Annotated in this window: 17 protein-coding genes; 6 read left to right on the top strand and 11 right to left on the bottom strand. The window is 63.6% G+C overall.

Annotation, left to right across the window (positions count from 1 at the left end; all coding sequences use genetic code 11):
• Nucleotides 1-9: 9 nt before the first annotated feature.
• On the bottom strand, nt 10-525 hold the full coding sequence (locus tag GOACH_RS12180; protein WP_005174978.1) for an SRPBCC family protein: 516 nt from the start codon (nt 523-525) through the stop codon (nt 10-12).
• A gap of 102 nt (nt 526-627) precedes the next feature.
• Here GOACH_RS12180 and GOACH_RS12175 point away from each other — a divergent pair, with 102 nt between their 5' ends.
• A complete protein-coding gene (locus GOACH_RS12175) occupies nt 628-3,900 on the top strand; it encodes an AfsR/SARP family transcriptional regulator (RefSeq protein ID WP_005174976.1) in 3,273 nt (1,090 codons plus the stop codon).
• Between the two features lie 79 nt (nt 3,901-3,979).
• Here the strand turns inward: GOACH_RS12175 and GOACH_RS12170 are convergent, their stop codons facing one another.
• The 3 genes from GOACH_RS12170 to GOACH_RS12160 form a co-directional block, all read right to left on the bottom strand.
• Nucleotides 3,980-4,816 (bottom strand): ABC transporter permease, encoded by an 837-nt coding sequence (locus GOACH_RS12170; RefSeq protein ID WP_005174975.1) that lies wholly within the window; start codon nt 4,814-4,816, stop codon nt 3,980-3,982.
• Entirely contained in the window at nt 4,813-5,853 is a 1,041-nt protein-coding gene (locus GOACH_RS12165) for a daunorubicin resistance protein DrrA family ABC transporter ATP-binding protein (protein ID WP_005174973.1), read from the bottom strand. Before GOACH_RS12165 ends, GOACH_RS12170 begins: the two co-directional genes overlap by 4 nt.
• Before the next feature lie 87 nt (nt 5,854-5,940).
• Nucleotides 5,941-7,149 (bottom strand): glycosyltransferase 87 family protein, encoded by a 1,209-nt coding sequence (locus tag GOACH_RS12160; RefSeq protein ID WP_157227683.1) that lies wholly within the window; start codon nt 7,147-7,149, stop codon nt 5,941-5,943.
• A 91-nt stretch (nt 7,150-7,240) separates the two neighbouring features.
• Between GOACH_RS12160 and GOACH_RS12155 the strand changes: the two genes are divergently transcribed.
• On the top strand, nt 7,241-8,182 hold the full coding sequence (locus GOACH_RS12155; RefSeq protein ID WP_245551886.1) for a phosphatase PAP2 family protein: 942 nt from the start codon (nt 7,241-7,243) through the stop codon (nt 8,180-8,182).
• Here the strand turns inward: GOACH_RS12155 and GOACH_RS12150 are convergent.
• On the bottom strand, nt 8,112-8,441 hold the full coding sequence (locus GOACH_RS12150) for a hypothetical protein (protein WP_005174970.1): 330 nt from the start codon (nt 8,439-8,441) through the stop codon (nt 8,112-8,114). The genes GOACH_RS12155 and GOACH_RS12150 overlap by 71 nt on opposite strands.
• Before the next feature lie 155 nt (nt 8,442-8,596).
• Here GOACH_RS12150 and GOACH_RS12145 point away from each other — a divergent pair, with 155 nt between their 5' ends.
• Complete coding sequence (locus tag GOACH_RS12145; protein ID WP_157227681.1) at nt 8,597-9,499, top strand: hypothetical protein; 903 nt, start codon at nt 8,597-8,599, stop codon at nt 9,497-9,499.
• A gap of 14 nt (nt 9,500-9,513) precedes the next feature.
• Here the strand turns inward: GOACH_RS12145 and GOACH_RS12140 are convergent, their stop codons facing one another.
• The 3 genes from GOACH_RS12140 to GOACH_RS12130 are packed head-to-tail and all read right to left on the bottom strand — an operon-like array spanning nt 9,514 to nt 16,565.
• Nucleotides 9,514-11,265 carry an alpha/beta hydrolase family protein gene (locus tag GOACH_RS12140; RefSeq protein ID WP_005174967.1) on the bottom strand — a complete coding sequence of 584 codons (1,752 nt, stop codon included), beginning with the start codon at nt 11,263-11,265 and terminating at the stop codon, nt 9,514-9,516.
• A 15-nt stretch (nt 11,266-11,280) separates the two neighbouring features.
• A complete protein-coding gene (locus GOACH_RS12135) occupies nt 11,281-13,158 on the bottom strand; it encodes a hypothetical protein (RefSeq protein ID WP_005174965.1) in 1,878 nt (625 codons plus the stop codon).
• 2 nt (nt 13,159-13,160) lie between these two features.
• On the bottom strand, nt 13,161-16,565 hold the full coding sequence (locus tag GOACH_RS12130; protein WP_005174963.1) for a DUF499 family protein: 3,405 nt from the start codon (nt 16,563-16,565) through the stop codon (nt 13,161-13,163).
• Nucleotides 16,566-16,685: 120 nt separating this feature from the next.
• On the opposite strand from GOACH_RS12130, the gene GOACH_RS12125 reads away from it, so the two are divergent.
• The gene (locus GOACH_RS12125) at nt 16,686-16,931 is read left to right on the top strand and encodes an AbrB/MazE/SpoVT family DNA-binding domain-containing protein (protein ID WP_040518503.1); all 246 of its coding nucleotides are present in this window, start codon (nt 16,686-16,688) and stop codon (nt 16,929-16,931) included.
• Nucleotides 16,879-17,313, top strand: coding sequence for a PIN domain-containing protein (locus GOACH_RS12120; RefSeq protein WP_373279087.1), 435 nt, complete (start codon nt 16,879-16,881; stop codon nt 17,311-17,313). Before GOACH_RS12125 ends, GOACH_RS12120 begins: the two co-directional genes overlap by 53 nt.
• 33 nt (nt 17,314-17,346) lie before the next feature.
• On the opposite strand, the gene GOACH_RS12115 is transcribed toward GOACH_RS12120, so the two are convergent.
• Entirely contained in the window at nt 17,347-20,124 is a 2,778-nt protein-coding gene (locus tag GOACH_RS12115; protein WP_005174957.1) for a DUF1156 domain-containing protein, read from the bottom strand.
• A gap of 84 nt (nt 20,125-20,208) precedes the next feature.
• Nucleotides 20,209-23,691, bottom strand: a complete 3,483-nt coding sequence (locus GOACH_RS12110; protein ID WP_005174955.1) for a helicase-related protein — start codon at nt 23,689-23,691, stop codon at nt 20,209-20,211.
• Nucleotides 23,692-23,762: 71 nt separating this feature from the next.
• Here GOACH_RS12110 and GOACH_RS12105 point away from each other — a divergent pair, with 71 nt between their 5' ends.
• Complete coding sequence (locus GOACH_RS12105; protein ID WP_005174954.1) at nt 23,763-24,134, top strand: helix-turn-helix domain-containing protein; 372 nt, start codon at nt 23,763-23,765, stop codon at nt 24,132-24,134.
• A 34-nt stretch (nt 24,135-24,168) separates the two neighbouring features.
• Here GOACH_RS12105 and GOACH_RS12100 read toward each other — a convergent pair whose 3' ends face one another.
• Nucleotides 24,169-25,062 (bottom strand): SGNH/GDSL hydrolase family protein, encoded by an 894-nt coding sequence (locus tag GOACH_RS12100; RefSeq protein ID WP_005174952.1) that lies wholly within the window; start codon nt 25,060-25,062, stop codon nt 24,169-24,171.
• Nucleotides 25,063-25,165 lie beyond the last annotated feature (103 nt).

Raw genomic sequence — 25,165 nt, 5'->3', positions numbered from 1 at the left:
GCGACGACCCTAGACCTGCGGACGAAGCGTCGAGAAATGACGAACCGTGTCGGTTTCGACGGTCTTGAACACCGACGCGGCCGTCGGCCCGCTGAACAACCGGACGGGTTTGGCATTTGTGTTGAGTTCCAGAGCGAACTTCCAGACGAGGCGACATCCGACGTCGGCCGCACTCACCTCGGTCAGTTCGCCGAACCGCGAGAGCCCCGGAACAGTCACCGACGTGCCGCGAAATGCGTTGCGGTAGTGGTGTTCTTCGGGCTCCTCGATCCAGTCGAAGAAATACTCGGAGAGCGTGACACCGGGTCCGAGCTTCGCCTGGCGGGTCGTGCCCGTGCCGTAGGGCGGAGGGGAGGTGAACTCGATGCTGCGAATTGCCCTGCACCAGTCGAGGGTGTGTTGACGGGTCAGTTCGGCCCACGCACGTTCCGGCGTGACGGGCAGGTGGACGTCGATGCGGTAACTCACCGGTGCGGAGTCGAAGAAGTCGAGGTCGAAGGAGTCGAGTGTGTAGCTGCGCGCCATCGTGCCATTCAAGCACGGAGCCGCATGGTCTTTCACCGGTACTCGACAGGCGTCGCTGCGCGAGCGCTCAGGGTGTCGCAGCGCGGGCGCTAATCTGGCACGGTGCCCGTCCCCGCAACCACCGTGATCGGCCTCCTCGGTCCAGTCGCCACCGGAGTGTGGGCAGCCGACGACTCACTGGCGACGCCGGATGATCTGGTGACGGTCCCGGGTATCCGCGCCAAGAGACTGCTGGCGTCGTTGGCGCTTGGTGGCGGGCGCACACGGTCTTCCGAGCGCCTCATCGACGACGTGTGGGCCGACGCACCGCCACGCTCTCCCGGCGCGGCGCTGCACACCCAGATCTCACGGCTCCGCACCATCCTCGGTGCCGGACACATCGAGGCGTCGGGAAACGGGTATCGACTGGTGGGTATCCGCACCGATGTCGAGCTCGTTGAAGAGCTGATCGCGCAGGGTGATGCCGCCGCACTCGACGCCGCTCTCTCGTGGTGGCGTGGCGAGCCCGGCGACGACCTCGGCGACGACGCGGAGCCGTTGGTCGGCGAGGTCCGTGCGCGGGCAGCGCATGCCGAGGACGCCCTTGATCGCGCGCGCAGCGTCGTCGCCATGAACTCCGGAGACTACGTGACGGCCCGGTCGATCGCCGAAAAACGATGTGCACGAGACCCTCTGGATGAGACGGCTGCATCCGATCTGATGCGCGCGCTTGCCGGCGAGGGCCGGGTTGCCGATGCGCTCGCGGTGTTCGCTTCGCTGCGGCGGCGATTGTCGGCGGAACTCGGTGTCGATCCCGGGGCGGCGATCACGGGGTTGCACGAAGCCCTGCTCGCGGAGGACGACCGTGACGCCCGACGACCCGCCCCGAGTGCGCGGCGCTCGACCATGCAGGCAGGTTTGTCGGTGGAGACGAGCGATCTCATCGGTCGTGACGGCGACGTCGCGTCGATCATCGATCGGCTGCGGACGCATCGGCTCGTCACGATCCAAGGGCCGGGGGGCGTCGGCAAGACACGGGTGGCCAATCGCGTCGGGCATCGCCTCGTCGACGCGGGTTCCGCTGTCTACTACGTTCCGCTGGCACCGATCCGCAACGACGATGATGTCGTGCCGGCCATCGCCGCAGCACTTGGCGTCGGAGAGTCAGACCTCGGTACCAGCGGACGACCCCGGCTCGCGGCGACGGGTGATCTTCAGGACAGGCTGGTCGACGCGCTGCGCGGACGTGACGCGTTGCTGATCCTCGACAACTGCGAGCAGGTCATCGAGCGGTCCGCGCGCCTCGTCGCCGACCTCCTGGCCACGGACTCGTCGTTGAAGGTCCTTGTCACGAGCCGCGCTCCACTGATGCTGCCGTCCGAGCAGATCTTCGGGCTACCGACGCTCGACGTCACAGACGACGGACCCGCTGTGGAACTCTTTCTCACGCGCGCCCGCGCAGTACGGCCGAACGCTGACCTTGAACGCGAGTCCGTCGCGCGACTGTGCAGACACCTCGACGGACTGCCGCTGGCAATCGAGTTGGCGGCGGCTCGAATTCGGACCATGACGGTCGAAGAGGTCACCGATCGGTTGGCCGAACGTTTCGCGCTGCTCCGCGGATCGGATCGCAGCGCGCCCGACCGGCATCGAACCTTGAGAGCGGTGATCGACTGGAGCTGGGAGCTTCTCGACGACGACGCGCGTGATGCACTACGACGGCTGTGTAGATTTCCCGCAGGATTCACCGCAGACGCGGCGGGGATCATTCTGAACTATCGAGGATTTCGGCTCGATGACACTCTTGCCTCGCTGGTCAATCAGTCGTTGTTGACCGTCGTCGAGGCCGACGGCCGGGTGCGCTACCGGATGCTGGAGATGGTGCGTGAGTTTGGCGAAGAGAAGCTCACCACCGAGCCGGGGTTGTCGGCTGCGGTCGATTCGACGATGCGTGAATGGGGTAGGTCCGTTGCGGCGGAGTTGGTTACGAGGTACGACATCGGTGTCGACGCGGCGTTGATGGCCAGTGTGGCAGCCGACGTCGACAATCTTGTCTGGGTTCTCCGTCATTGCACGGAGGAGATCGCGCACGACGAGGCCGATGCGTCCGTGACGGCAGAAGCAGTCGACTGCGCGGTGCGAATCTTCCCGCTTCTCGCCGGATTCTGGATGGCGAGGGGGCTGCACGCGGAGGTCATGAACTGGGGGTCCCGGCTGCTCTGGGTGTTACCGTTGCCGCCCCCACGACTGTCTGATGAACGTCGACGGGATTGGGAGGCAACAATTCTCGCGTCGATGACGCACCAGATGCTGCGCCGGGATCTGCGAGCGCTCGCTCGTGCACGATACTATCTGCGCCGCCTGCACAATCCTGACCGCATCTACGTCGAGCCGACGGAACTGATGACCGCGTGTGTGCTCAGCAGAACCACGATGGAGGCGATCCGATACGTGGTGCGCGGCACCTCGAGTCCCGATGAACGTGTGGCGACCACCGCGCTCAGCGGACGCATGAATCTCGCCGAGAATCTCGGACGCCTCGACAAGGCCGAACGCGACGGTGAGACGTTGCTGAAGCGATCCCGGCTCGGGCGCGATCGCTGGCTGTCGGCAATGGCGCTGGTCAGTCTGGGCGGCATCCACAGCCAGCAGGCGGACTGGGCGGCAGCCGTCGAATTCTATCGGGGTGGGATCGCCGATCTCGTTCGGCTGGGCTCGTTCGAGGACGAAATGCAGGCGCGCGGTTACCTCGCCGTGACGCTGATCAATCTGGGACAGTTGGACGTTGCGGAAGAAGAGTTGGCACGCGTCGCCGACGGCTGGACTGCCGACGACCCCGACCCGCGCGGCTTTCCCGAGGTGTTCGCCGGAATGATGCTGGCGCTCGGTGAATTACATTTCGCGCGTGCAGATCACGCCGATGCGGCGGCGATGTTCGCCAGGGCATCGGACCTGTTGTTGCGGGAACACCCGATGGCCGCACGGGACCCGGGTGCGTCGATGCTGATCGGCGTGGCCGCCATAGGGCTGGTGCGCACGGGGCAAGCCGACCGTGCCCGCGGGCTACTGCCGGTACTCGAGAGCAGTATCGCAGAGACCCTCTCGCCTGGCGGCTGGAGCGACATCCCCCAGACCGCGAATATGGCGGTGGCAACCGGATATGTTCTGTGCGACAACATCGATACGCGCCACGACGGTGCCCGACTGATGATGCTCGGCAAGCGGCTGAAGGCTCGTGTCGACTATCCGGGCTACTACGCTGTCCTGAGCGATCTTCCCGGTGCGTCGAAGCTGACCCGCGCGGAATGGGAGGACGCGACTGCCGACATTGCGGCCATGTCCCGACGGCGTGCCACCGAGGAACTCGTGCGGGTTCTCGGCTCGGCGAACCTGTGACCAGTCCGGTCGCCATCGGCTCACGACACCACGGCGCCCCTCCCGGACGGGGAGGGGCGTCGTCGTAGTGGGGTGATCGTCAGGCATTGCGCATGTACGCGCGCACGGCGAGCGGGGCGAAGACCGCGGTGATCACGACGGCTCCCACGAGCGCCCACACGACGTGAATGCCCGCGTGGCCGGTCGACGTGAGTTCACGGACCGCGGTCACGAGATGACTCACCGGGTTGACGTTCACGAATGCCTGCAACCAACCCGGCATCGTGTCAACCGGAACGAATGCATTCGACATGAAGGTCAGCGGGAACACCACGAGCATCGAGATTCCCTGCACTGCAGAGGCTTTACTCATCAGGCAGCCCATGAGCGCGAAAACCCACGAGACCGCGAAACTGCACACCATGACCAGAACCACGGATGCGATGATGCCAAGTGCGTTGGGGCGCCACCCCATGATGAGGCCCATGACGACGGTGATGACGCTCGCGACGAGGTAACGGATCACGTCGGCGAGCAGGGCACCTGCCAGCGGACTGATTCGCGCGATCGGGAGGGAACGGAATCTGTCGAAGACGCCCTTGTCCATGTCCTCGCGTAATTGAGTTCCGGTTACGATGGAGCTCATCACCACGGTCTGCACGAGGATGCCGGGGACGATGACGGGAAGATACGACGACACGTTGCCACTGATGGCGCCCCCGAAGATGTAGGTGAACATCACCGTGAAGATGATCGGCATGATCGTCACGTCGAACAACTGCTCGGGATTGTGCCGGAGTTTGAGCACGCCGCGGTAGGCCATGGTCAGTGATTGTCGAGCTGTCTCTGTCAGCGATACCGACTGTTTCGCCCGTGCACGGACGGTACCGGTGGTGATCGCTGTGGCGGTTGAGTTGTGGTGCAGTGCTGCGGTCATGCGAGGTTCTCCTGCTGTTCGGCATCGACATCGGTGGGGCTCTGGGTGTCGGCAGGCTTGCCGGTGAGGGTGAGGAACACCTCGTCGAGGCTGGGTTTCTGGACGTTGATCTCATCGACCGCGATGCCGTGCGAGCGCATGGCGATCAAGACGTCCGGCACGAGGTCTGGTCGGTGCAGCGGAGCGGAGATCCTACCGGCTTCGGCCGAGAGGGAGGCCGGTTCGCCCAACACTCGTTCGACGATCTCGGCGACCTGCGGCGCGTCGGCGCGATCGAGTGGTGCGAGTTGGAGCGTCGCCGCGCCCACCGAACTCTTCAACGCGTCCGCGGTGTCGTCGGCGATGACGCGGCCATGGTCGATGACCGCGATCCGATCGGCGAGTTGGTCTGCCTCATCAAGGTACTGGGTCGTCAACAGGACTGTGGCGCCCTCGGCGACGAGTCGACGAATGGTCTCCCACATCTGGGCGCGGGTGCGCGGGTCGAGGCCGGTCGTCGGTTCGTCGAGAAAGAGTAGCGGTGGGGTGTCGATGAGGCTCGCGGCGAGGTCGAGGCGTCGACGCATGCCGCCGGAGAAGTCCTTGAGCGGACGGTCCGCGGCCTCGGTGAGCGAGAACTCATCGAGCAACTCGTCCGCCCTGGACTTCGCCGCCTTCCGCGAGAACCCGAGGAGAAGTGCGAAGACGACGAGATTCTGCCTGGCCGTGAGGTCTTCGTCGACCGAGGCGTATTGGCCGGTGACGCCGACCAGAGAGCGAACTGCTGTCGAATCGTGCACGACGTCGTAGCCGAAAACCGTCGCCGATCCGGCGTCTGGCGTCAGCAGCGTGGCCAACATGCTCACGGTGGTGGTCTTGCCCGCCCCGTTGGGCCCGAGGACGCCGTACACCGATCCGGTCGGTACCGCCAGATCGACGCCGTCGACAGCGCGATTCGAGCCGAACTGCTTGACCAGTCCGCGTGCATTGATGGCGAGGTCGGACCGCGGAAGCGCCGAGGCGCTCGGCGTCGATGTGGTCGTGGTTGTCGTAGTCATGGTGCTCAGCGTGCACGCCGGGACTGTCGTCGGCCTTACATCCGCTGTCGTGCGATGACGTCGACTCTCGGCGACGTCGGTAGCAGCTCAGCTGGTGGCCGCGAGCTGAGGGGGTGCGGCGCTGCGCTTGTCGTTGAGTCGCCCAACGTAGGCCAACCCGAACAGCAGGATCGGCAACAACATGTAGCCGAATCGGCCGACCGGTGCGAGCAGGAAGAAACATGTGAAACCGCACCCGGCAACCGTCGCGGCAGCGGCGAACGTCGCCGGCGGGCGACGAACGAGCCAGACCATGATGGCCGCGGCGCAGACGCCGAGCAGTGCGATGTCGATGATGCGACCCGCGGGTACGGTGGAGGCGAGGAGGACTCCGGGAAGTTCGCTATGCGCAGGCGTCGAGACCTGTCCGCTGCCGGTGGGAAACTCGAGCACCTGATCGACGACGTCGGAGACCGAGAACAGAGCCGGAATGATCAGCACGACGGCCGTCGCCGTGAACACACCCGCGAAGCGAAGTGCCGCGCGACGGCCGAATCTCACGACGAGCATCGCCAGGATCACCGGAACGCAGATGATCGCGACCCATTTGATCGCGAATGCGGCGGCGATGCAGAGGGCGCCGAAGGTCGGCCGTCGTGTGGCTGACAGTGCAAGGCCGAGTAGCAGAAGCCCGGCGAGCGGCAGATCGACTCCGCTCGCGCACATTTCGAGTGCGATGGTAGGGGAGGCGATCAACAGGACGACAACGGTGCGTGAGGTCTGCGAGTGTGCGCGAAGCACGCGCACCGACCCGAGAATGCCGACGAGCGCGATGAGAGCACACCAGATTCGCGGATCGCCGACTGCTGACCAGAGCGCGTTGCCGGTTCCGTGAGTTCTCGCGACGAGGGCCGCCGGGATGCCGAACACGGCCATGAATGGCAGGTAGGGGTTGATGTCTCCGAGGGTCGAGGCTCCGTGCACATAAGGAATGCCCGACGACAGCAGCAACTCGCCCGACCGTGAAATAACACCGACCTCATCCTGCATCTGGTGATGCCCGTCGAGAAGCATGACGAACGGCACGACGACGGCGCCGGTGATCGCGGCGATCCGCGCGAGTCGCGTATGCCGGTGGGGTCCGATCGACAGAACGGCAGCTACGAGATAGCCGACGACAGCGCAGTGGGCCCAGGTGATGTGCGAGTCGAGTCCGGAGTAGCGGAAGAGTAGGTACGAGCCGACCCCGAACCCGACATAGGTGATGGCTTCGCCGGTGTGACGGTGAACGCGTAGGAGATCTGACGCGAGTGACATGTGCATCCTGCCCGACTCCCCGAACTCTATTAGTTGAGCGACTCAACTATTCTAGAACTCTGGATGGACGGCTGGTGAACAGAGGGTACTCATGACCTATGTCTGGAGAGGTCGCTCGGTAGAGAACCGGACGCGCGGGGTCCTGCTCGACGTGTGCTCGTGGTCGGCAACGGCCGTAGTGAGGCTCGGTGATGCGGCGTCGGCGGTGGGGCGTTATCTCGCTCGGCCCCGATGGTGGCTGGAGATTCTTCTGGTGCTGGGGGTCTACCAGGCGTATTCGCGGGTGCGTAATGCGGGCGGGCACGACGTCGGCAAAGCATTTGCCGACGGACGGTCCATTGCCGGCGTCGAGGAGTGGCTCCACATCGACATCGAACGCCGGCTCAACGGGTGGGTCCACCGCACCGAGCCTGTCGCTGATATTTCGGCACTGGAGTACCACACGCTGCACTGGTGGGTGACGATCGGCGTCGTCGTTTGGCTGTTCTGGCGACGCCGCGACCAGTATCGCAAGGCATCGCTTGTCCTTGCGTTGACAACGCTCTTGGCGTTGGCGGGCTTCTATCTCATGCCGACGGCGCCTCCGCGCATGTTCCCCGGCTACGTCGACATCATGGCCCAGACCGCCTCGTGGGGTTGGTGGGAAGCATCAGGCTCGCCGGGCCCGCAGTCGGTGACGAATGAGTTCGCTGCGATGCCGTCGCTGCACTGTGGCTGGGCGATCTGGTGCGGGCTGATGATCGTGCTCTACGCCCGCCGCACCTGGGTGCGCGTGCTGGGTGCGATCTACCCGCCGATGATCGCGTTCGTGGTGATCGGCACCGCAAACCACTACGTGCTCGACGTCGTCGCGATCATCGCGGTCATTGCTGTCGCGATGATGGTGGTTCACGCTCCCTGGAAGCGCCTGTGGCAGCACGCGGTTCGCAGAACCCCGGCAGTGGCCGAGCAGGCGTTCTTGCTCAGGCCGCCGTTGCGGGGTGCTGCGAGTCTCGGTGAGGTGCGGTCGCCAGATCGGCCTCGTAGCGGATGACTGTGGCGACGTGGCCCAGACGCTGCTCGACGATCGTGATCGCTTCTGCCAGTTGGGCTGTGTCGTCGACGTCGGCCACAAGTGCGACGGTGTGGCCGTTGTTGCGCAGCATGAACGGTACGACGTCGTAGTAGTTGCTGCTCACCACTGCCACCGGCGTTCCCTCATCGAACAGGGTGGTGGCGTAGCGCGCAACGAGGACGTCGTCGTCGAGGACGACGAGCGGAACGTCGGGGCTGGGCTGCTTGTGTAGTTTCATGGTCTGTCCTCCTTTGGATGCGTGAAGCTCTGACTACACGATGAACGCGCAGGTTAGCGAGGGTCTGGGGCCAGGCTGTGGATAACCTGTGGTCCGCCGCGCTCCTGTGGACGGCCACGGTGACTCGACAAGCGATCACGCTTAGCGTGCAGCGCATGGGCAGACGAAATCACAAGTCGCCGAAGCCAACTGTGGGCGGGCACACGCGCAACAGCACAACGGGGAGTGGGCGGCAATATCACGCCGCCACACGACGTCGACTCAACCGGATTCCGTGGGCGGCGGCGGGCGTCCCCGACCTCCGGGTCGCTCTCGTCGACGCCTTCCGCGGGATCGCGGAGGAGTGGGCGGGTCACATTCTGCCCACGGGCGCTCGGATGTTGGACGCCATGGACCGGGCCGACCGCCACCGGAACGGGCTGCTCGAGCTCACCGATGAGGAGTACGTCGACCTCGCCGAGGAGTACTGTGACGCCGTCGACCTCTACACGCTGTTACGCGGACTGCTCGGCCGCGCCGACACGTCTGCAGAGGTCCTCACGCGGGTGTCGCCGATCTGGGTGCCCGAAGCCATCACTGAATCGGCGTCGACCGACGACGTGGCGAACATCGGCGTCCTCGGAGAGTTGGGCAGCGCTGGGCTCCTCGTCTTCGAGAAGCCGCTGACCAGAATGACCGAAGGCCCGCTACCCAACGGAATCGTCACGCCCACGGTCGATGTCGACGCCGTGCTGTGGTGGTCGCACGCCGAGTTCGCCGACATCGGGGTCGGTGGTGCGTGCACGGAGGAGGACACAGCAGGATGCACATCCTTCGAGGTGCAACCGCTGACCCGTAGTCGCGACCTGCAGGGCCTGCGCGGCGACGCGTGGCGGCTCTCGGTGTTGACCGAGGTGACCAACTACAGCGTCGATCCCACCGACGACATGTCGAGCGCGAAATCGGGCAGGCCGCTCTTCGAGATGCTCGGCAAACTCGGAGTCGCGCTGGAGCACGGTGCCATTCGCGTCAGCGAGGAGTCGGGAACCCCCACGATGAGGTTCGACGACGCCGCCTGAGGTGAAGATTGTCGTTACTGTTCGAGTTCGCGAGGTCCGAGTCCGTTTTTGAGCATGAAGGTCATCAGGTCGCCGATGGTCTTCAGTGCTTCTTGTCTGCGTTGAATACCGAAGGCTTTGCCGTCACTGAATGGTGACAGCCGATTGAGCTCGGCGCTGAGGTCGGTTTCTGCCTCGGCGAGGCGATACCAGAGTTCGCTATCGAAAGGCTCATCGATCTTTTTGAGAGCGTAGGCGATTGCGACCTGAATCGCGACGCTGGTCGGGTCTGCAAGCAATTGCTGTACGCCGTTGCCGGTGGTTGCTGCGATTGTGGTCACCATCGCTCCGGTCGAGGCCAGGCCACTGAGCGTCACGAGTCCCCCGATCATGCCGCCTGGCCCGAGCGCGGCGAGGCCGCTCGAGAGCGCCGCAGCTCCTGCAACGCCGGCAACCCCGCCCATTGCTATCCCGATCGGACCTGCTGCAAGAAGGGCGAGACCTGCGGCGGCGAAGGCGATCTTGGACTTCGTTCCGAATCGTCGACGCTCGACAAGCACATACTCGGCGACCTCTTGCACCGCATCTTTGACCTTGATGCCTGTGCCGCTGGTCCAGCCGAGGTCGACGATAATGTCCGCGATCGCATCGTATTTCGCGTCGCCAGCGTCGATTTCGTACGGGTCGAGAACGTTGGTGAACGCGAGTACTACGGTTCGGCTGACGGTTTCAGGCAGCGTCCATCGGCGAGGAATCGGCGGAAGCTGCCCCTGCGTGAGTTGCGCTAGTTCTGGCGGCAGATGTCGGCCCTCGCTGTGTTCGACGATCGCCGCCGCCAGTGAGTCTTGAAGGAGCGCGAGTGCGTCCTCGAATCGAGCTTTGTCGTCACCCTTCAAGTGCACGCCGACGCGTCGTGCGTAGGCGAGAGCCAGGAGGGTGGTCGCATCGGCATCCTCGAGGCGAAGCACGACACCACCGTCGGAGCGGACGAGATCTTTGGTGGGGTAGAGGACGTCAGAAACGAGTTGTGCGACGGCCGAGTTTCGGAGGTAGAGCGCTGAGGCATGTCCGGCGGCACCACTGATACCGAAATCTTGTGCGCCAGCAAAGATTCCGGTGAGTCCACGTCCGGCTGTGACGGGGTCGCGGCAATCGAGGAAGTTCGACCAATCGTCGACGCGTGCGTAGGGAAAACGTTTGAGTATTCGCTCGCTTCCCTCATGGAGCGGGGGAGACCCGGCTGGGCTACCTATAGTGATGAAACGGCGAACGTGAACCGTCTCGGGAAGGTGGTCAAGTAGGTCGATGGCGATGACACTGCCTAAGCTGTGCCCGATCAACACGATGTCACCCTTTGCCGGGATGGCGTCGAGGATCGATTGGAGAACGGCACCGCGGAGGCCTTCATCCGCCATGTAATTCTTGACCTGCGCCAGCACCGGTGCACTGCTGATACCGAACTTCTGGATCGGCGCGACGAGGCCATCGGCCACTCTGCCGAGGCCGAATTTACGAACGATGCCTGTCTTGTTCAGTAGTCGAGCGACGCGTGCCTGTCGGCGTTCGAATGCGCGACGGGCATCGCGATCATCGCGCGGGGTGTATGTCCGTTTCGGATGAGGAGCTTTGATACCTTGCGTCCTCAACATTCCGCTGTATTTGGGTGCGATGACGTCGTTTTCGGCGATCGCCGGTTGTCCGAGGCCGACGAGTCCGGCGTTGAGTCCTTCGAGCCATGACATGTTCCCGTCGCCATCACCGACGCCGTGCAGGTAGACAATTTTCACGGTTGACTTTCTGGTTCAGTTGGTGCGGAAATTGGGAAGGTGTGCGCCGATGTAGCCGACGTAGATCTTTCCGGTTCCGGTTGCGTCGTTGAAGTAGTGCATGCGAGGACTGACGCTGCCGAACTTGGCTATTCGCAGGTGGGCGCCCATGAACACCTTTCCGGATGGATCGACCGCTTCAGGTACCGGGAGCACCCGAAGCGGTCCGTACTCGGAGTGGTCCTGGGTCGCCTTTGTCTCACCGCGTGCGTGGCTGCCGGGTGGGATCGTGGCGCAGCCCGCGGGCGTGTCGTTGACGTAATCGTCTACGCTCCCGGAGAAGTCACCACTAGAACGCAGGCGGCAGTAGTCGTTGAGGGCCCGAAGGTAGTCCCAGGTACGGATAGCCCAGTCGACGAGGTTCTGGTCGTCAAGGGCGTACGCAGGTTTCGGGTCCCCGGTGAACACGATGCGCTCGAACTCGCTGATGCGATCGATGAGATCGCGAAATGAGTCTGGTGGATTGTCCGAGGAGACCGCTGTCGGAACCCACGAGACTTCGCCGCGATCGAGTTTTGCCAATTCCGAACGCAGATGGCGCAACTGTGCCTCGGTGGCCGATAGTTCGATACGAATCCCGGCGAGTTCGTCCTGCCCGTCCTGGGCCCGGGCAGCAAGCTCGATGTTGCGGTCTTCCAGAGCATTTCGTTCCGACTGAATCGTGTGGATGCGCTCGCGAACTGCTCGAAGATTTTTCTCGTGCATCAGCGAATCAGCGGCGAGTTCACCGAGACGCCCGATTGCCTCGACGGTGACGTCGGCAGTACCGACGACCTTGGTGACGACGGACCGTAGCGCGGCGAGCAGCCGTGACGTCGACGGCGGCTCGGTGTCGGAACCCCTGTGCGTCACGGTCGAGGGCACAGTGGTCGTTGGCGCTACGACTCGTGACTCTTCAGTTTGGTGTGGAGCCTCGACGGGGGTCGACGGTCCGCGGACAGCGGAGCCGTCGACGATCGCCTCGTCGAGGAGTTCGCGCAGACGTCGATCGATCCGGACCAATTCGCGAGGAATGGCAGTCGTGGCCGAATGCCGGCACGCAGCTCGGGCAAGGAGATCGCGTAGGTGGTACTCGGTGTCGTTGACGATCCTTCCGGTACTCAGAACTCGGTGCCGGACGCCGTCTCGCGGGTCGTCGAGTTCGGGCTTGGGTAGGAACGTGCGGATTGACCACTCTCGGATTCGATGCGATTCCGGTAGACGTGTGTTGAGGGCGAGCGTTGCTCGGGGGCTGAGTACGTAGGTGTTAGCGAGTCCGCGGGTTCTGCCAGTCAAGCGTTTGACATAGTCGGCCCAGTTGGCCTGGGGGATGGCCATGGTGTCGTCCGAGCCCGCGAGGAACAGGAATCCGCGGCGATCGTCGTCGAGAATGGCCGCGTAAATCTCGTCAACGTCATCGACGTCGGCTCGGATGGGTGTTGGCGTGATCCGATGGTGCCCGTCGAACGCGTCGATCACCTCGAGAATATTGCCGACGAGGCGGGGGATACGAGCCTCACGACCTTCGGGCTGGTAGACGTCTGTCCACACCCATCCGGAGTTGTCGCGATCGACCAAGGTGGTCACCTCGGTGATCCAGATGCCGTGGCCCTCATCCTGGTGGAATCGGCATCGCTCGATGGTGCTTCCGTCTTGGCGCTGGTCGCGGACCAGAGACGCTGTGACACCCGGAGCTACGTCGACCACGCCCGGTCCGGTCAGCAGATCTGCGTCCCAGTTCTTCTGCTTGCACCACGAATACAGTTGCTGGTCGATCTTGGTGGCGAACTGCGGATCGTCGAAGACTCGCATGAGTGAGCGGCATCCGAGCTCAGTGGTCTCCGGCGATCGTGTGCGGACGGCAGCCGCTGTCATAGCTATTCGACCTCGAAGTCGGATGGATCGAATCCGAGGGTGTTGGCGTTCTCGCGGACAGTTCGCACGGTTGAGTCGTCGAAGCCCTCCGGCCTCACCGCGCTGATTTCGATTCTCACATCGAGAGTTGTACCGGACGCCTCCGACAAATGGGCCAGGATCTCCTGTTGAATTGTGGCGAAGTCGCGGGCCGGGAAGTGGGGGTCGAGCTCGATCGAACCAAAGTAGCGCGTCGGCTGTGGAGGCCGCGGCACCGCCCCCTTGCCGCCGGGGCGATATCCGCCACCACCCTCGCGCGTCCCGCCAGCACCCTTGCCGCCATCACCTCCGTCTCCGTCGTCGTCCGGGTCTTCGTCGCCTTTGCCCTCCCTCTTTACCTTGGCGATGTCGGCGTCTCGTTGTTGCATGGCGAGATCCGGTTCCACGACGAGAGTCTCGTCGACGAACTGCGGCGTGGCCTCGTCCGTGGGTAGGTGGATGTCGATGTACTCACCGGTCGTCTCGTCGACACCAGCAGCGAATCCGAATCCATCAATCTGCCAAGTAGTTTCGCTGTACACGGTGCATAGTCCGTCGATCAGCGAGTCACGATCTCGTAGGCGGGCGAGGTAGGGATACGTCGCGTAGAAGCCGTAGAGTTCGCCGACGCTGATATGCCCCGGTTCCCAGGCCGCCGCCAGCGGACCGGTCAGATCCATCGAGATGAGCCTCGACGATCTGGTGAGGGAGAGCTGACTCTTGTCCCTCATCCGAGCACCGGTGCGCGCGATGAGGTCGTCGGTGGTTCCGCCGGTGTTGAATGTATCGAGCGCGTAGGTAGCCTTGCCTGCCTCCTGATCGGGGGCGATCGCCCAAATAAACGTTTCGGGCAGGCGATCGTCGACGACGTCGTTTGCCTTGGCCATGCGGGCCTGGGCCTGACGGGTCTGGGAGCCGCCGAGTCCGAGGCCGTCCGCGTTATCCCGCACGTATTGCCAAGCGAGGAATTGCCGGACGGACTCGTCGAGTTCGCGCGCCCGCTTGTCGTCGGCGGCAAGAAAGATCAGCGCGTTCTTGTAGCCGCGGTTGGCGCCGCCGCGGTGCTCGAGGGCCTCGTGCGCCCAGCGCAAGGCACTGCTGTCGGATGCGCGGGCGCTGTGCGTGAACTCCATCGGCACAATGACAAGGCGCGTCGCTGGTTCATCTGGGACTTCCGCAGACGACGTCGGGCACACGTGGACGCCAACGAAACTGTCATCCCGCGAGGTCTTGCGGAGGTGATTGAGACGCCGCTCGACCTCCGCCCAGACGTCGGCCTTCGGCAGATTGTCGGCGTGGTCGCGCGCGGCGCGCGTGGTGTTCGCCTGGCTGTCATACCAGTAGCGGCCGGCGTCTGTGTAGAGGTAGGTGGAGTTGTTTGCCAGGTGGTCGAGTGCGGAATGAAAGTTGCCGGGGACGTCGCCGGGCATCGCCGTTCCGAGGAAGATGCGCTGTTTATCGACGCCCTTGTGCGCGGTGTGCAGCGTTGGTGTGGCATCCATGAAGATCGTCTTCGCCAGTCGTCGCGCCACACGCCGTTTGCCGAACAGGTCGTGGTCCTTGTCGATGTTGCGCGGTACCGACCCCTCCCCGGCGACATCGGTGGTCAGGATAGGGCGCCAGGTGCCGACATCGAGGTACGACGTGATCTCGGTGACGACCGAATCGGTCTCCAGGGGAACCAAGCCCGGCATGATCAGTGGTGCGGCGTCGTCACTGCGCCAGAGGGTACCAACGATGCGATTCATCAGTCGCAGCACGCCGCGCGTGCGCTGAAACCTGTCGAGCGTCGACCAGTCCTCGTAGAGACGGTCGAAGAGTTCCGGATGGATCGGGTAACACTGCTTGATGCGGTCGATATACCCGGGTTCGATTGCCTGACTGGGGAATTCGGTTCGGTGTTTGCGGTAGTACTCGACCAATGACTTGGCGATCGAGCTGACTTTCGCCAGTGTGTCGCCATCAGGATCGACGAAGATCCGACGACGAACGATTTCAAAGCTCTCCTGCGGGTTTGCGGGCAGCCAGTGATCGGCGGTGCGTCCGACGATCGATTTGAGTCGCGCGAGCGCCTCACGACCGTTCTCGCCGCCGACCTCTTCATCGCTGACGCCGTCGCCGTCTCCGTGACTGTCATACGACGCAGGAATTGAGATGACGACCTGGATTCCCTTGGTTGCCTTGGCCGCCTCGGTGAGCGTTTGTGCGAAGGTGAACTGTGTGTCGAAATCTCCTGCGGGAAGCCCGCTTTGGCTCAGCAATTGCCGGGCGTAGGCAACCCATTCGTCGATCAGAATGACGGCCGGTGAGTAGACCTCGAACAGTTCGCGCAGTGCGGCACCGGGATTGGTCGACGTGCGGTCGGCGTCGGCGATGATGTCGTATGCGTCTTGTCCCCCGAGCTGCCAGGCGAGTTCACCCCACATGGTGCGGATGTGCGGACGCCCGTCGCGGGTGTCCTCGGTTGCCGGTTCCATCTGATTGCCGACGAGGGCCACTCTGCGTACACCTGCAGGTAGTCCGTCCAACGGCGCGGCGAGCGCAGCGACCTCGTCGGGGTAGTTGCCGCTCTTGAGGCCCGAAGCCAGATGCCAGAGCGCAAGCATCGAGTGTGTTTTACCGCCACCGAAGTTTGTCTGCAGATTGACCACTGGTGACGCGTTCATGTCTCCGGACAACCGTCCGACGTTACGGGTGATCAGGTCGCGCAACCCCTCGGTCAGATAGGTGCGCGCGAAGAATTGGATCGGGTCGGAGTACTCGCCGGCGTCGTTGCCCTGGGCGACGGTATGCAGATCAGCGGCAAACTCCGCAGCGTTGAAGTTGTCGCTGGCGACGTCGGGGTGCGGGCTCATGATCTCTCGCCACGGTGGGAGGTTATCGGCGCCGACATCGGCTGTTCCCAGTGCCCTTGCGGCTCGGCTGTCCTCGCGGTCGGTGGCCACCCGACGGAGATCGAGGCGCATTCTGCGGACCTGCTCGGCCTCTGCCGGAGCGCCGATCGCTTTGAGGAAGAGTTCTGCGGTGTCGAGAGCGCGTTGCGCCTCGTCATTGCTGAACGGCTCGAAGTGCTGTGCTCGGTTGCGGACCTCCTTGAGTTCTTCGGCCCAGCTCTTCTGCGCCCGCGACAGTGCTCCGTCGAAGGGATACCAGCCCTTGCGTACCGAGTTCGGAATGTTGTCAGTGAGCATCCGCAGGCCGTTTTGTACGTCGTCTGCGTTGTAGACCTTGTCTGCCGGGGCGCCCTTGCTCGCGTCGCGTGCGCGAAGCAGGTCAACCCACGGCGTTGCCCCGAGGTTGGGAGCAAGCGTGGCGGCGATGAATGTGTTGAGTGCCGGGCCAAGGAGTCCGAGCGTCTTCTGGACCCTTTCGAGGTTGTTCATCGCCATCGTCGTAATCCTCCGTGATGCACAACATGATGTGAATTGCTGACGACTCTATCCACAGGTACCGACACATCGGACATGCACCCTGTGGCAGGGCGTTAGGAGTAGTGCCATCATTGACTGATGAGTGCCACGGTGGTTCTGGGAAAGCAGGGCAGGCTGGTCGTGCCCGCTGACCTGCGTAGCGAACTGGACTTGCGAGAGGGAGATGTCTTGTCGGTGCAACGAGTCGGTGATCGTCTGGTGATCGAACGTCCAGCGGACGCACTGCGGTCGTTGCGGGGAGCGTTGGCGGCGCGGTCCCGAGGCAGGTCGCTTGTCGAAGCACTGCTCGCAGAACGACTCGCAGAGGTCGAGAGCGGCACGTGACCGTACTCGACGCGTCGGCGTTGCTTGCGCTGCTCAACGACGAGCCGGCGCCGATCTTGTACAGAAGGTATTGACCGAGGGCGGCGGCGTGATGTCGGCGGCGAACCTAGCCGAGGTGCTCGGCAAGGTGGTGGACGTCGGCGGAGACATCGAAGAGGTCAACGCGTTGCTGATCGCGGCAGGAGTGCTGATCGAATCACTGGACGCGGCCGATGCATTGGTGGTTGCAGCTATGCGGTCGGTCGACGGCGGACAATCGCTGTCCCTGGGGGATCGGTGCTGTCTCGCACTCGCCGCGCGCAGTGAGCCGCCTGTTGTGCTGACCGCCGATCGTGCGTGGGCAGACCTCGACCTGCCGGTCGTCGTGACCTTCATCCGATGAACGGCGCCTTCCGGCACGTCGTGATCCGGGACGTCAGTCGAGGAGAGTCGGTTGGTACGACGCCTCGGGGGCCTGGCGTGCGATGTCATTCCACGCCGCACCGAGATTGTTGAAGTCGACGGCGAGCTTGGATTTCTTCTTGTCCTCCGCGAGCTTGAACAACAGGCTCGCGAGTTCTTTGCACAGATCCCAATCGACGGTGCGCGGAACTCTGCCGAGAAGCGCTGCGGCCGCGGGTACGCCGTCCTCGGCGAGCACGCGCGTCAGATGCATCACCACCTCCCATTGGCTGATCGCGGTGTCGGTTGACGGGTCGTAGTCGGCAGGCATATCCGACGGCGCAATCAGTGCGACCTTCCCGCCGCCCTTGGTAAGGATTCCTGCGCGGTCGAGCGCTTCGAGGTTGACACCGCGGGCATTGGCAATGCTTTCGGCATCGCCGAACCTACCTGTGTCGAAACCGGATTGGCGGAACCAGGTGAGCGCGAAACGAGTCTGGTTGTCGTAGTCGTTCTCCAACTCGGTGAGCACTTCGTCGAGGATGGCATTGATCCGCTGGAGAGCGGTACGAACGGTCATCATCGAGCCGTCGTCTTCGAGCACGGCGCTATAGCGGGAGAAGACCGTCATACCGGGGCCGATCACGGCCTGCGGGACGTCGACGGGCGCAATGGCGCCCTGCTGGAGTTCTCGAAGCTTCTGCGGCAGTTCGGCTTTGAGTGCGTTGATGAAGCCGCGGCGGTCGGTGCGGGGAGCGTTCTCGGGGCGAGGGCGGCAGGCGAGGACGATGGAGGAGGCGAGGGCGTTAGTGCCGTGTGCGAGCATGCGGTTGCTTGCTTCGCTCCGCACGGGCCACGTGGCAGTGATTTGCCAACCGGACTGAATCATGCCCTCTAGCAGCGTCTCCCAGCCGGTCGACGACTGACCGGACGTTGAGGAGTCCTGCTGTTTGAAGGCGTAGTAGACAGTGATTGGGAAGTCGGGGAGTGCGGTTTCGCGGGCCTCACGAAAGACTCTAAGAAAGCCTTCTTCGAAGAACTTTTGAGCGCCGTCCTTGCCACCATGACGATACGGATTTGCCACCAGCTCCTCGGTTTTCGGGACCAGTAGCGTCGACAGGATGCCCGGGTGGACCTTGCGCAATGAGCGGCGCAGCCATACGTAAAAGAAGTCGGAGAGGTCGGAGTAACCGATGTTGTCGTAGTAGGGAGGATCTGTGGACAAAACGCCTCGAGCACCCAGGGTGCGGATAGCGTCCGACTGCTGTGCATATGCTTGAGGTTCGCATCGGGAGAACGCGCGGCTCTCGAAGGCACGACGAGTCCCGTCGAGGAGCGTTAGCCATGACCCGGAAGATGCGCCAAGTGGATTCCCCTCTCCGTAATCCCAGATCATCGGGATCGCTTGTCGTGCGAAGAGGTGTCTCGGGCATTCGGCAAACGGTTCCCATGAGGCAAGCGAATTGGCTAGGTCCGCCAATCGGCTTATCGTTTCGCCCAAGTACGTAGCCACTGCATCGGCGTACGCTTCGGCGCCGGTGCCGCCGTCGTCGAGACTGGGTGCGTGGGGCAGTCCGGCGGCGAGGGCGTCACGGACGATGAGTTCGCGGGCTTCGCTCACCAGGTCGCTGAACGTGGTCAGCGCAGTGAGTTGGCGTGGGGTGAATAGGGAAGCGAAGGTAGTCATCCCATAGTTTGGTGTCTTGAAATCGCGCGGATTGGTGGGCAGATCACCGGCAGGTGCTCCCACGGGAACTGGCACATCAGCAGTCGCCGCGTCCGATGCCGTGGGCTCAAGGTAGACCCGCCGCCTATTACCTTCGGCGACGGTGGCCATCAGCTGGGCGCCAATTCGCCCCGCTTTGCCCTCGGCGCGAATGTACTTCAGTTCAACCGACGTCCCACACCGCACGCAGGTGGCACCGGTGCGCCCGACGGTTCCGTCCGACTCTGCTGTCGGTGCGAACTGCGGATCATGCCCGATCTCGAACCGGACGGTCTTCCCCTCGACCACGGGGACGACGTATGCCTCCTTGCCCTTCTTCTTGCCGAGCCACCACTTACTGGTTAATGGCATCTGAATGCGGCATTCCGGATTGGGGCATGTAACGGTGCGTGCCCAGATCCAGGCGATTACGTTTGCCTGTGAGCCGTCGGGAAGCGTCGCCTTGGGGTAGAGGTGCCCGATGCGCTTCTCGGCTTCGTCGCGCATCCACTGTCCGTAACGACGCACGTCCTCGGCGAGGCCGGTGGCGCGCGGCCAGCTTTGAATCGTCTCGTCTGCGGCGCCGGGGAATACCGGGCGCTTGCCGGCGAACTTTGGCGGAATTTCGATGAGGGCCTTGTTGATGAGCACTGCAACGGGATTCAGATCCGAAGCGTGTGCCTCTAGGCCTAGTCGTTGGGCTTCCAGCGGGATTGATCCGCCACCCGCGAACGGGTCGAGGATTGGCGGTGGATTACCGCCGGTTGACCCAAGGATCTTCGCGTGCGCCTCGCGGAGTAACTCTTCGTCGTTGGAGTTCTCCCACACCACGAGGCGTTCGATCAACTCGTGGAGTTTCTTGCGTTCGAGGGTCTGGTCTTCCTCGGTCGGGTAGAGATCGGGGCGAGCGGAAGGGTCATCGACGAGCTGCGCGAACAGCACGGCGCGTGACGTTGCAAGCGGTTTGCGTGACCACCAGAGGTGCAGCGTCGACGGGTGCCCGTGGCGGATCGACTTCTCGCGTGCGGACGCTTCGTTGATCTTCTGCAAAGGCAGGCTGACCTCGATCAACTTTCGCTTACCAACATGTTGTGTGTCGTCAGACATGGTCGCCTCTCGTCCGGTGCAAAGCTACTCAACATAACGCACAACATGATGTGCGCGAGCGTTGGGGTGGATACTCCATTCGGCTTAGTGCGGTGGCTTCCCCTTCGACCACGCCTTTGGCCAGTCGATCATGATCGTCGCCGTGTCGGTGTCGCCCATGTTGAAGTTGCGGAAGTAGTCGGTGAGGTAGCGGATCTCGTCGAACTCGGGTCCGCGGTCGGAGACGGATACCAGCGCGAGACGATGGTTGAGGCCGGTGTTGCGGGCCTGCATCACCTCGCTGTAGCTGATCGAGAAGTGATCCGCACCCTCGACGCGGCCCTTGACCTCGATGAACACGGTTGGTCCGCGCACGCCCTGTTCGTCGGGCGCAGGCAACGAGCGAATGTCGTACCCCTTGTGGTTGTGCGCCATCTCTTCGGGATCGCGACCCAGCGCAATCTCGGCGGCCAGCACAGCGTCGACGCCCCGACGCTCAGTGATGGTGGTGTCGCGGGCGAGATCGGCGACGGATCCACCGACCATGCCCGCTGGAATCACGAGCATCACGGCCGTGAGTACCGGCGGCTTGGCGGTGAGTATCGCGTCGCGTGCGAGTTCGTCCGTCCGAGTAGCCAAGCGCTGCTCGAGTTCGCGGGCACGTGCCTCCAGCCACTCTGGGCTGTACCTTGCCCGCCGACCCCGACCTGTCGCTTGCGATTCGCGGACGCGCGCCGACTCGGAATCGAGGTAGTTGATCTGACCGATGAGGCGGGCTCGCACGGCGGCAGAGGTCTTCTCGATACTGGGCATAAGCTGTGCACGGACCTCTGCGAGGTGAGCGGGCTGTGCGATTCCGCCAGCCCACCCCATCGCGCGGTCGGCCAGGTCGGCGCGAATCCAATTCTCGGTCAAGGCCTTCGACGCTGCGGCAGTGGCGGCGTCGGGCAGGGGTGACAGATCCAAGTGGGGCGCCGGGCCTGCGTCGGCGACAGACCCGTTCGAGTGGAGGGCCACGAAGCTGAATCGCTTGCTGACCACCCGCCGGTGGCCGTCATGGATCTCGCCGGTCATAGCCATGAGCACGTACGGTTCGGTTGCCGTGTCGAGCGGGTCGAACAGGGTGGTGCCGATCTCGAGGAGACTGTGCGCTCGCTCGATCGTGGTATCGAGCACTGCGTCGAACAGAGGGTGCCCGGGAGCGAGGAGTTCTGCCTGACGTCCCTCGCGGATCGCCACGGCCGTGGGATCGAACGTGACTCGCTCGTATGACCGGACCACCGGGCGGCCGGCATGCTCGCGGCGGACAGGCCGTTGGCGAAGCGATGCCGGGACATTGCTGATCTGGAATCGCTGGCGTTCTCTGCGGGTCAGGCGTCCCCCGAACTGACCGAAAGCATCGGTGAAGAAGGCTTCGATGTAGTGCGGCTGCAGACGGCGTGCCATCGCGTCGTCCATCTCGCGCCGAAGCCGGTCGAGTTCGAGCGGGTCGAGTGTTTCGCGAGCCAGGGCTCGATCGTTGATCAGTTCCTCGCAGCCCTCGGCGACCTGGGCGTCGACGACGCGCTCGATTTCGGCAATCCGCGCTGGGTCGTCGCCGTAGCGGATCGCATCCATCAGCAACTCGCGCAGCGGTTTCTCCGCAAAGGCATCGCCGAGAACGTCGAAGAGTTTGCCGCCGTAAGCTTTTCGCTGCTGCTCCATCTTGTCGAGGAGTCGGACGAAGACTTGGCCCTCTCGTGTTTCGTCGGCGACGATGTTCCATAGTCGGCAGACGTGCTCTTGCCCGATGCGGTGGATGCGGCCGAATCGTTGTTCCAACCGGTTGGGATTCCAGGGGAGGTCGTAGTTGATCATCAGGTGCGCGGCCTGCAGGTTCAGACCTTCGCCTGCAGCGTCGGTGGCTACGAGCACCCGACGATCGAGCTCCTGGGTGAACAGTTCACGTATCGCTTTTCGATCGGTCCGACGGGTTCCGCCGTGAATGGTGAGAACGGCGTCGTCGTCGCCCAGCACGTTACGGATCTGCCGTGCCAGATACTCGAGCGTGTCGCGATGCTCGGTGAAGATGATCAGCTTGCGAGGTGCGCCGTCACTGTCTCGGAGCAGTGAACGATCGGCGAGCAGTGTGCGCAACTCCGCCCACTTCCGGTCGACGCCACTGTTGCGGACCCGGGTGGCCAATGCGATAAGATCGTCCAGCAGTGCGATCTCGACGTCGAGCTCTGCGACGGTGCGTGCTGCGGTGGCGGCGTCGACCACTTCCTCTTCGATGTGCTCGAACTCTTCGGCGCTCCACTCGTCCGGGTCGTCGAATTGATCGGCGCGCGGTAGGCGAAGCCCCTCTTCCACCGCCGAATGGCGCCCTGCTGCCATCTCGGCGCGTTTGGTGGCCAAGCGATGACGTCGACGTTCCAGACTCCGAAGGATTGCGTGGGTGCTCGACGCCAGACGCCGCTGCAGCACCGTGAGTGCGAAACCGACCGTGCGACGCTGGGGCGAGTCGGGGTTGGCTTCGGCCCGGTTCATCTCCTCGCGTACGTAATGTGTGACCGCGTCGTAGAGTTGTTGTTCCTCGTCGGACAGTCGGTAGGGGACGGTCTCGGCGACGCGCTCAGGGAAGAGTGGTCTGCCTTCGAATGTGAGTAGTTCTTCTTTGACCATGCGACGCATGAGGCCCGTCGTGTCTGCGATGGCGGATCCGCGTGGTTGACCTTCGAAGCGGTCGGGATCGAGTAGGGACAGAAACGCCTGGAAGTTCTCTTCGCTGCCGGCGTGCGGCGTGGCTGTCATCAGCAGCAGATGCCGCGTTATACCTCCGAGAAGCTGACCGAGGTTGAACCGCTTGGTCTTTCGGAGTTCACCACCCCACCAGTTTGCCGACATCCGGTGCGCTTCGTCGACTACCACCAGGTCCCATTCGGAAAGAGTCAGCTTTTCGAGCAGTTCGTCGTCACGGGCGAGTTGATCCATGCGTGCGATCAGGAAGGGGTGTGCGGCAAACGGATCGCCGTCGACGCTGGCGTCAATGAGCTCACGAGACAGCAGGGCCGTTGCGATGCCGAACTTGCTGTCGAGTTCGTCCTGCCATTGATCGACGAGTCCGCCGGGGGCGACGATGAGCATCCGTGCGAGGTCGCCGCGGAGAATCAATTCCTTGGCGTAGAGACCGGCCATCACTGTCTTGCCTGCGCCCGGGTCGTCGGCGAGGAGGAATCGCAACGGTGTCCGCGGCAGCAGCTCACCGTAGACCGCGCGGATTTGGTGTGGCAACGGCGAGATGTCGCTGGTGGCCACCGCGAGCATCGGATCGTGAACGCCCGCCATCCGGATACGCAGTGCCTCTGCCGCGAGCCGGAACTGTGCGGGATCGGCGGTGAACGACCATGGCGCATCCGCGTCGTCGACAACGGTGATCGTCGAACCGAGTTCATCCGGGTAGACCAACTCGGCGTCGATCGTACCGTCAGGGCTACGCACGACGATCGACGCGGCGGAGTCTCCGAGGTAACTCACCGACAGCACCTCGACGGGGGCGGGCCACCGACCCTGTAGTCGCAGTCCCGCAACCAGTTCTCGTAACCTCACGACAAACGCACCTCGCTGACACACATCTAGTTGTGCAGACAATACGTTGTGCGTCCGACACATTGGGATCTGTGCCGACCAACGAGCGTGGATCCCTGGAATGGGGAACCTACGGTCACTCGTTCGGCAACCGGCTACGGTTAGTCCGTCATAAACGTGGCCTCTCGCAAGAGGAACTGGCTCACCTGGCCGGAATGCACCGCAACCAGATCTCGAACCTCGAGCGCAACGCGAGCAACCGCGACCCTTTCATCGCTGATCCGCAGTTGTCGACGGTATATCGACTGGCACACGCACTGAAGGTCGCGCCGCGACTCCTGCTTCCCGACCTCGACCACGTGGTTCGACGACGCTCGCCCGAGCAAGAAACTCGTGCGGCGGAGTCGCGGGTCGAGGCCGAGTTAGAGCGCATGCTTGACGAGATGGACCTTGGCGCCCGCTGAGTTCGGCGCCGAGGTCGACGTCGGATGAGGTTCTCTACCGAGCCAACCCGAGCGTCCGGCTGACGATGCCTGCCATCTCGCGCTCGCCGAGTGCGTTGGGATGCACCGGGATAGGTTGAACGGTGCCGAAGATCGGCTCCACCCAGCGGACGCCGACCGGTTTGCAACTGTCGTGACCGATTGATGGTGTTGCGGCGTCGACGTAGGTCACCCCGGTGGCCTCGGCGGCGCGTTTGACAGCGTCGTTCAGTGTCGTCTGGATACCGTGCGCGTAGGGCAGATCCCCCGCGGCGACGGGCAGATTGGTGCAGGTCTGCGCGGTTGCGGGCATGATCAGCGGGTAGCTCACGATGGCGACCTTGGCCTTGGGCGACTTCGCTCGAATAGCCTTGAGTGCCTTCACGATCTTGGGGTAGGTCGCGGTGCGGATCTCCTTGTCGATCGACGTACCGTACTGGTCCTTGCATGGTGTCCCGCGGAATCCCGCAGCGACACCGGCGGCGATGCACTTCGCGACCGTCCCGGCGAAGACGTTGCCGTCGTTGCCTCCGATCATCAGCGTGACAAGCTGTGTGTCTGGGCGTAAGGCGTGCAATTGCGGTGCGGTGTCAGGGTATTGACGTGCGAAGAAGTCTTTCGTCTGGGCACCGCCGCAACTGACATCGGTGAGCGAGAAGCCGTTGCGACGTGCGACCACGTGGGCGAAGTTGTTGCTCGACTGTGAACAGCTGCCGGGTTTGTCCGGCGCGGTGGGGGATACGCCGGAGCCCGCGGAGTAACTGTCTCCGAGGTTGACGTAGCGCAGCGGTGCAGGTGCAGGTGCAGGAGCGGCGGTGGCGAGTGCAGGGGTCGAGACCGAGGCGAGCAGTCCCACTGCCGCAGCAGCGACGAAGACCCCCACCCGGCGCATGGAGAAGCGCGAATTCATACCTCACGTCTTAGCATCGCGAACCATTCTTGCGAGACGTTTTCGGAAAACTCGTCTCAGTGTGGTGCCGACTGCGCGGTGACTGATTCGGGCGTGGAGATTC

The organism is Gordonia aichiensis NBRC 108223, from assembly GCF_000332975.1.
Lineage (GTDB): Bacteria > Actinomycetota > Actinomycetes > Mycobacteriales > Mycobacteriaceae > Gordonia > Gordonia aichiensis.
The sequence above is the reverse complement of the archived record's forward strand: the minus strand, read 5'-3'. Positions and strand labels throughout refer to the sequence as shown.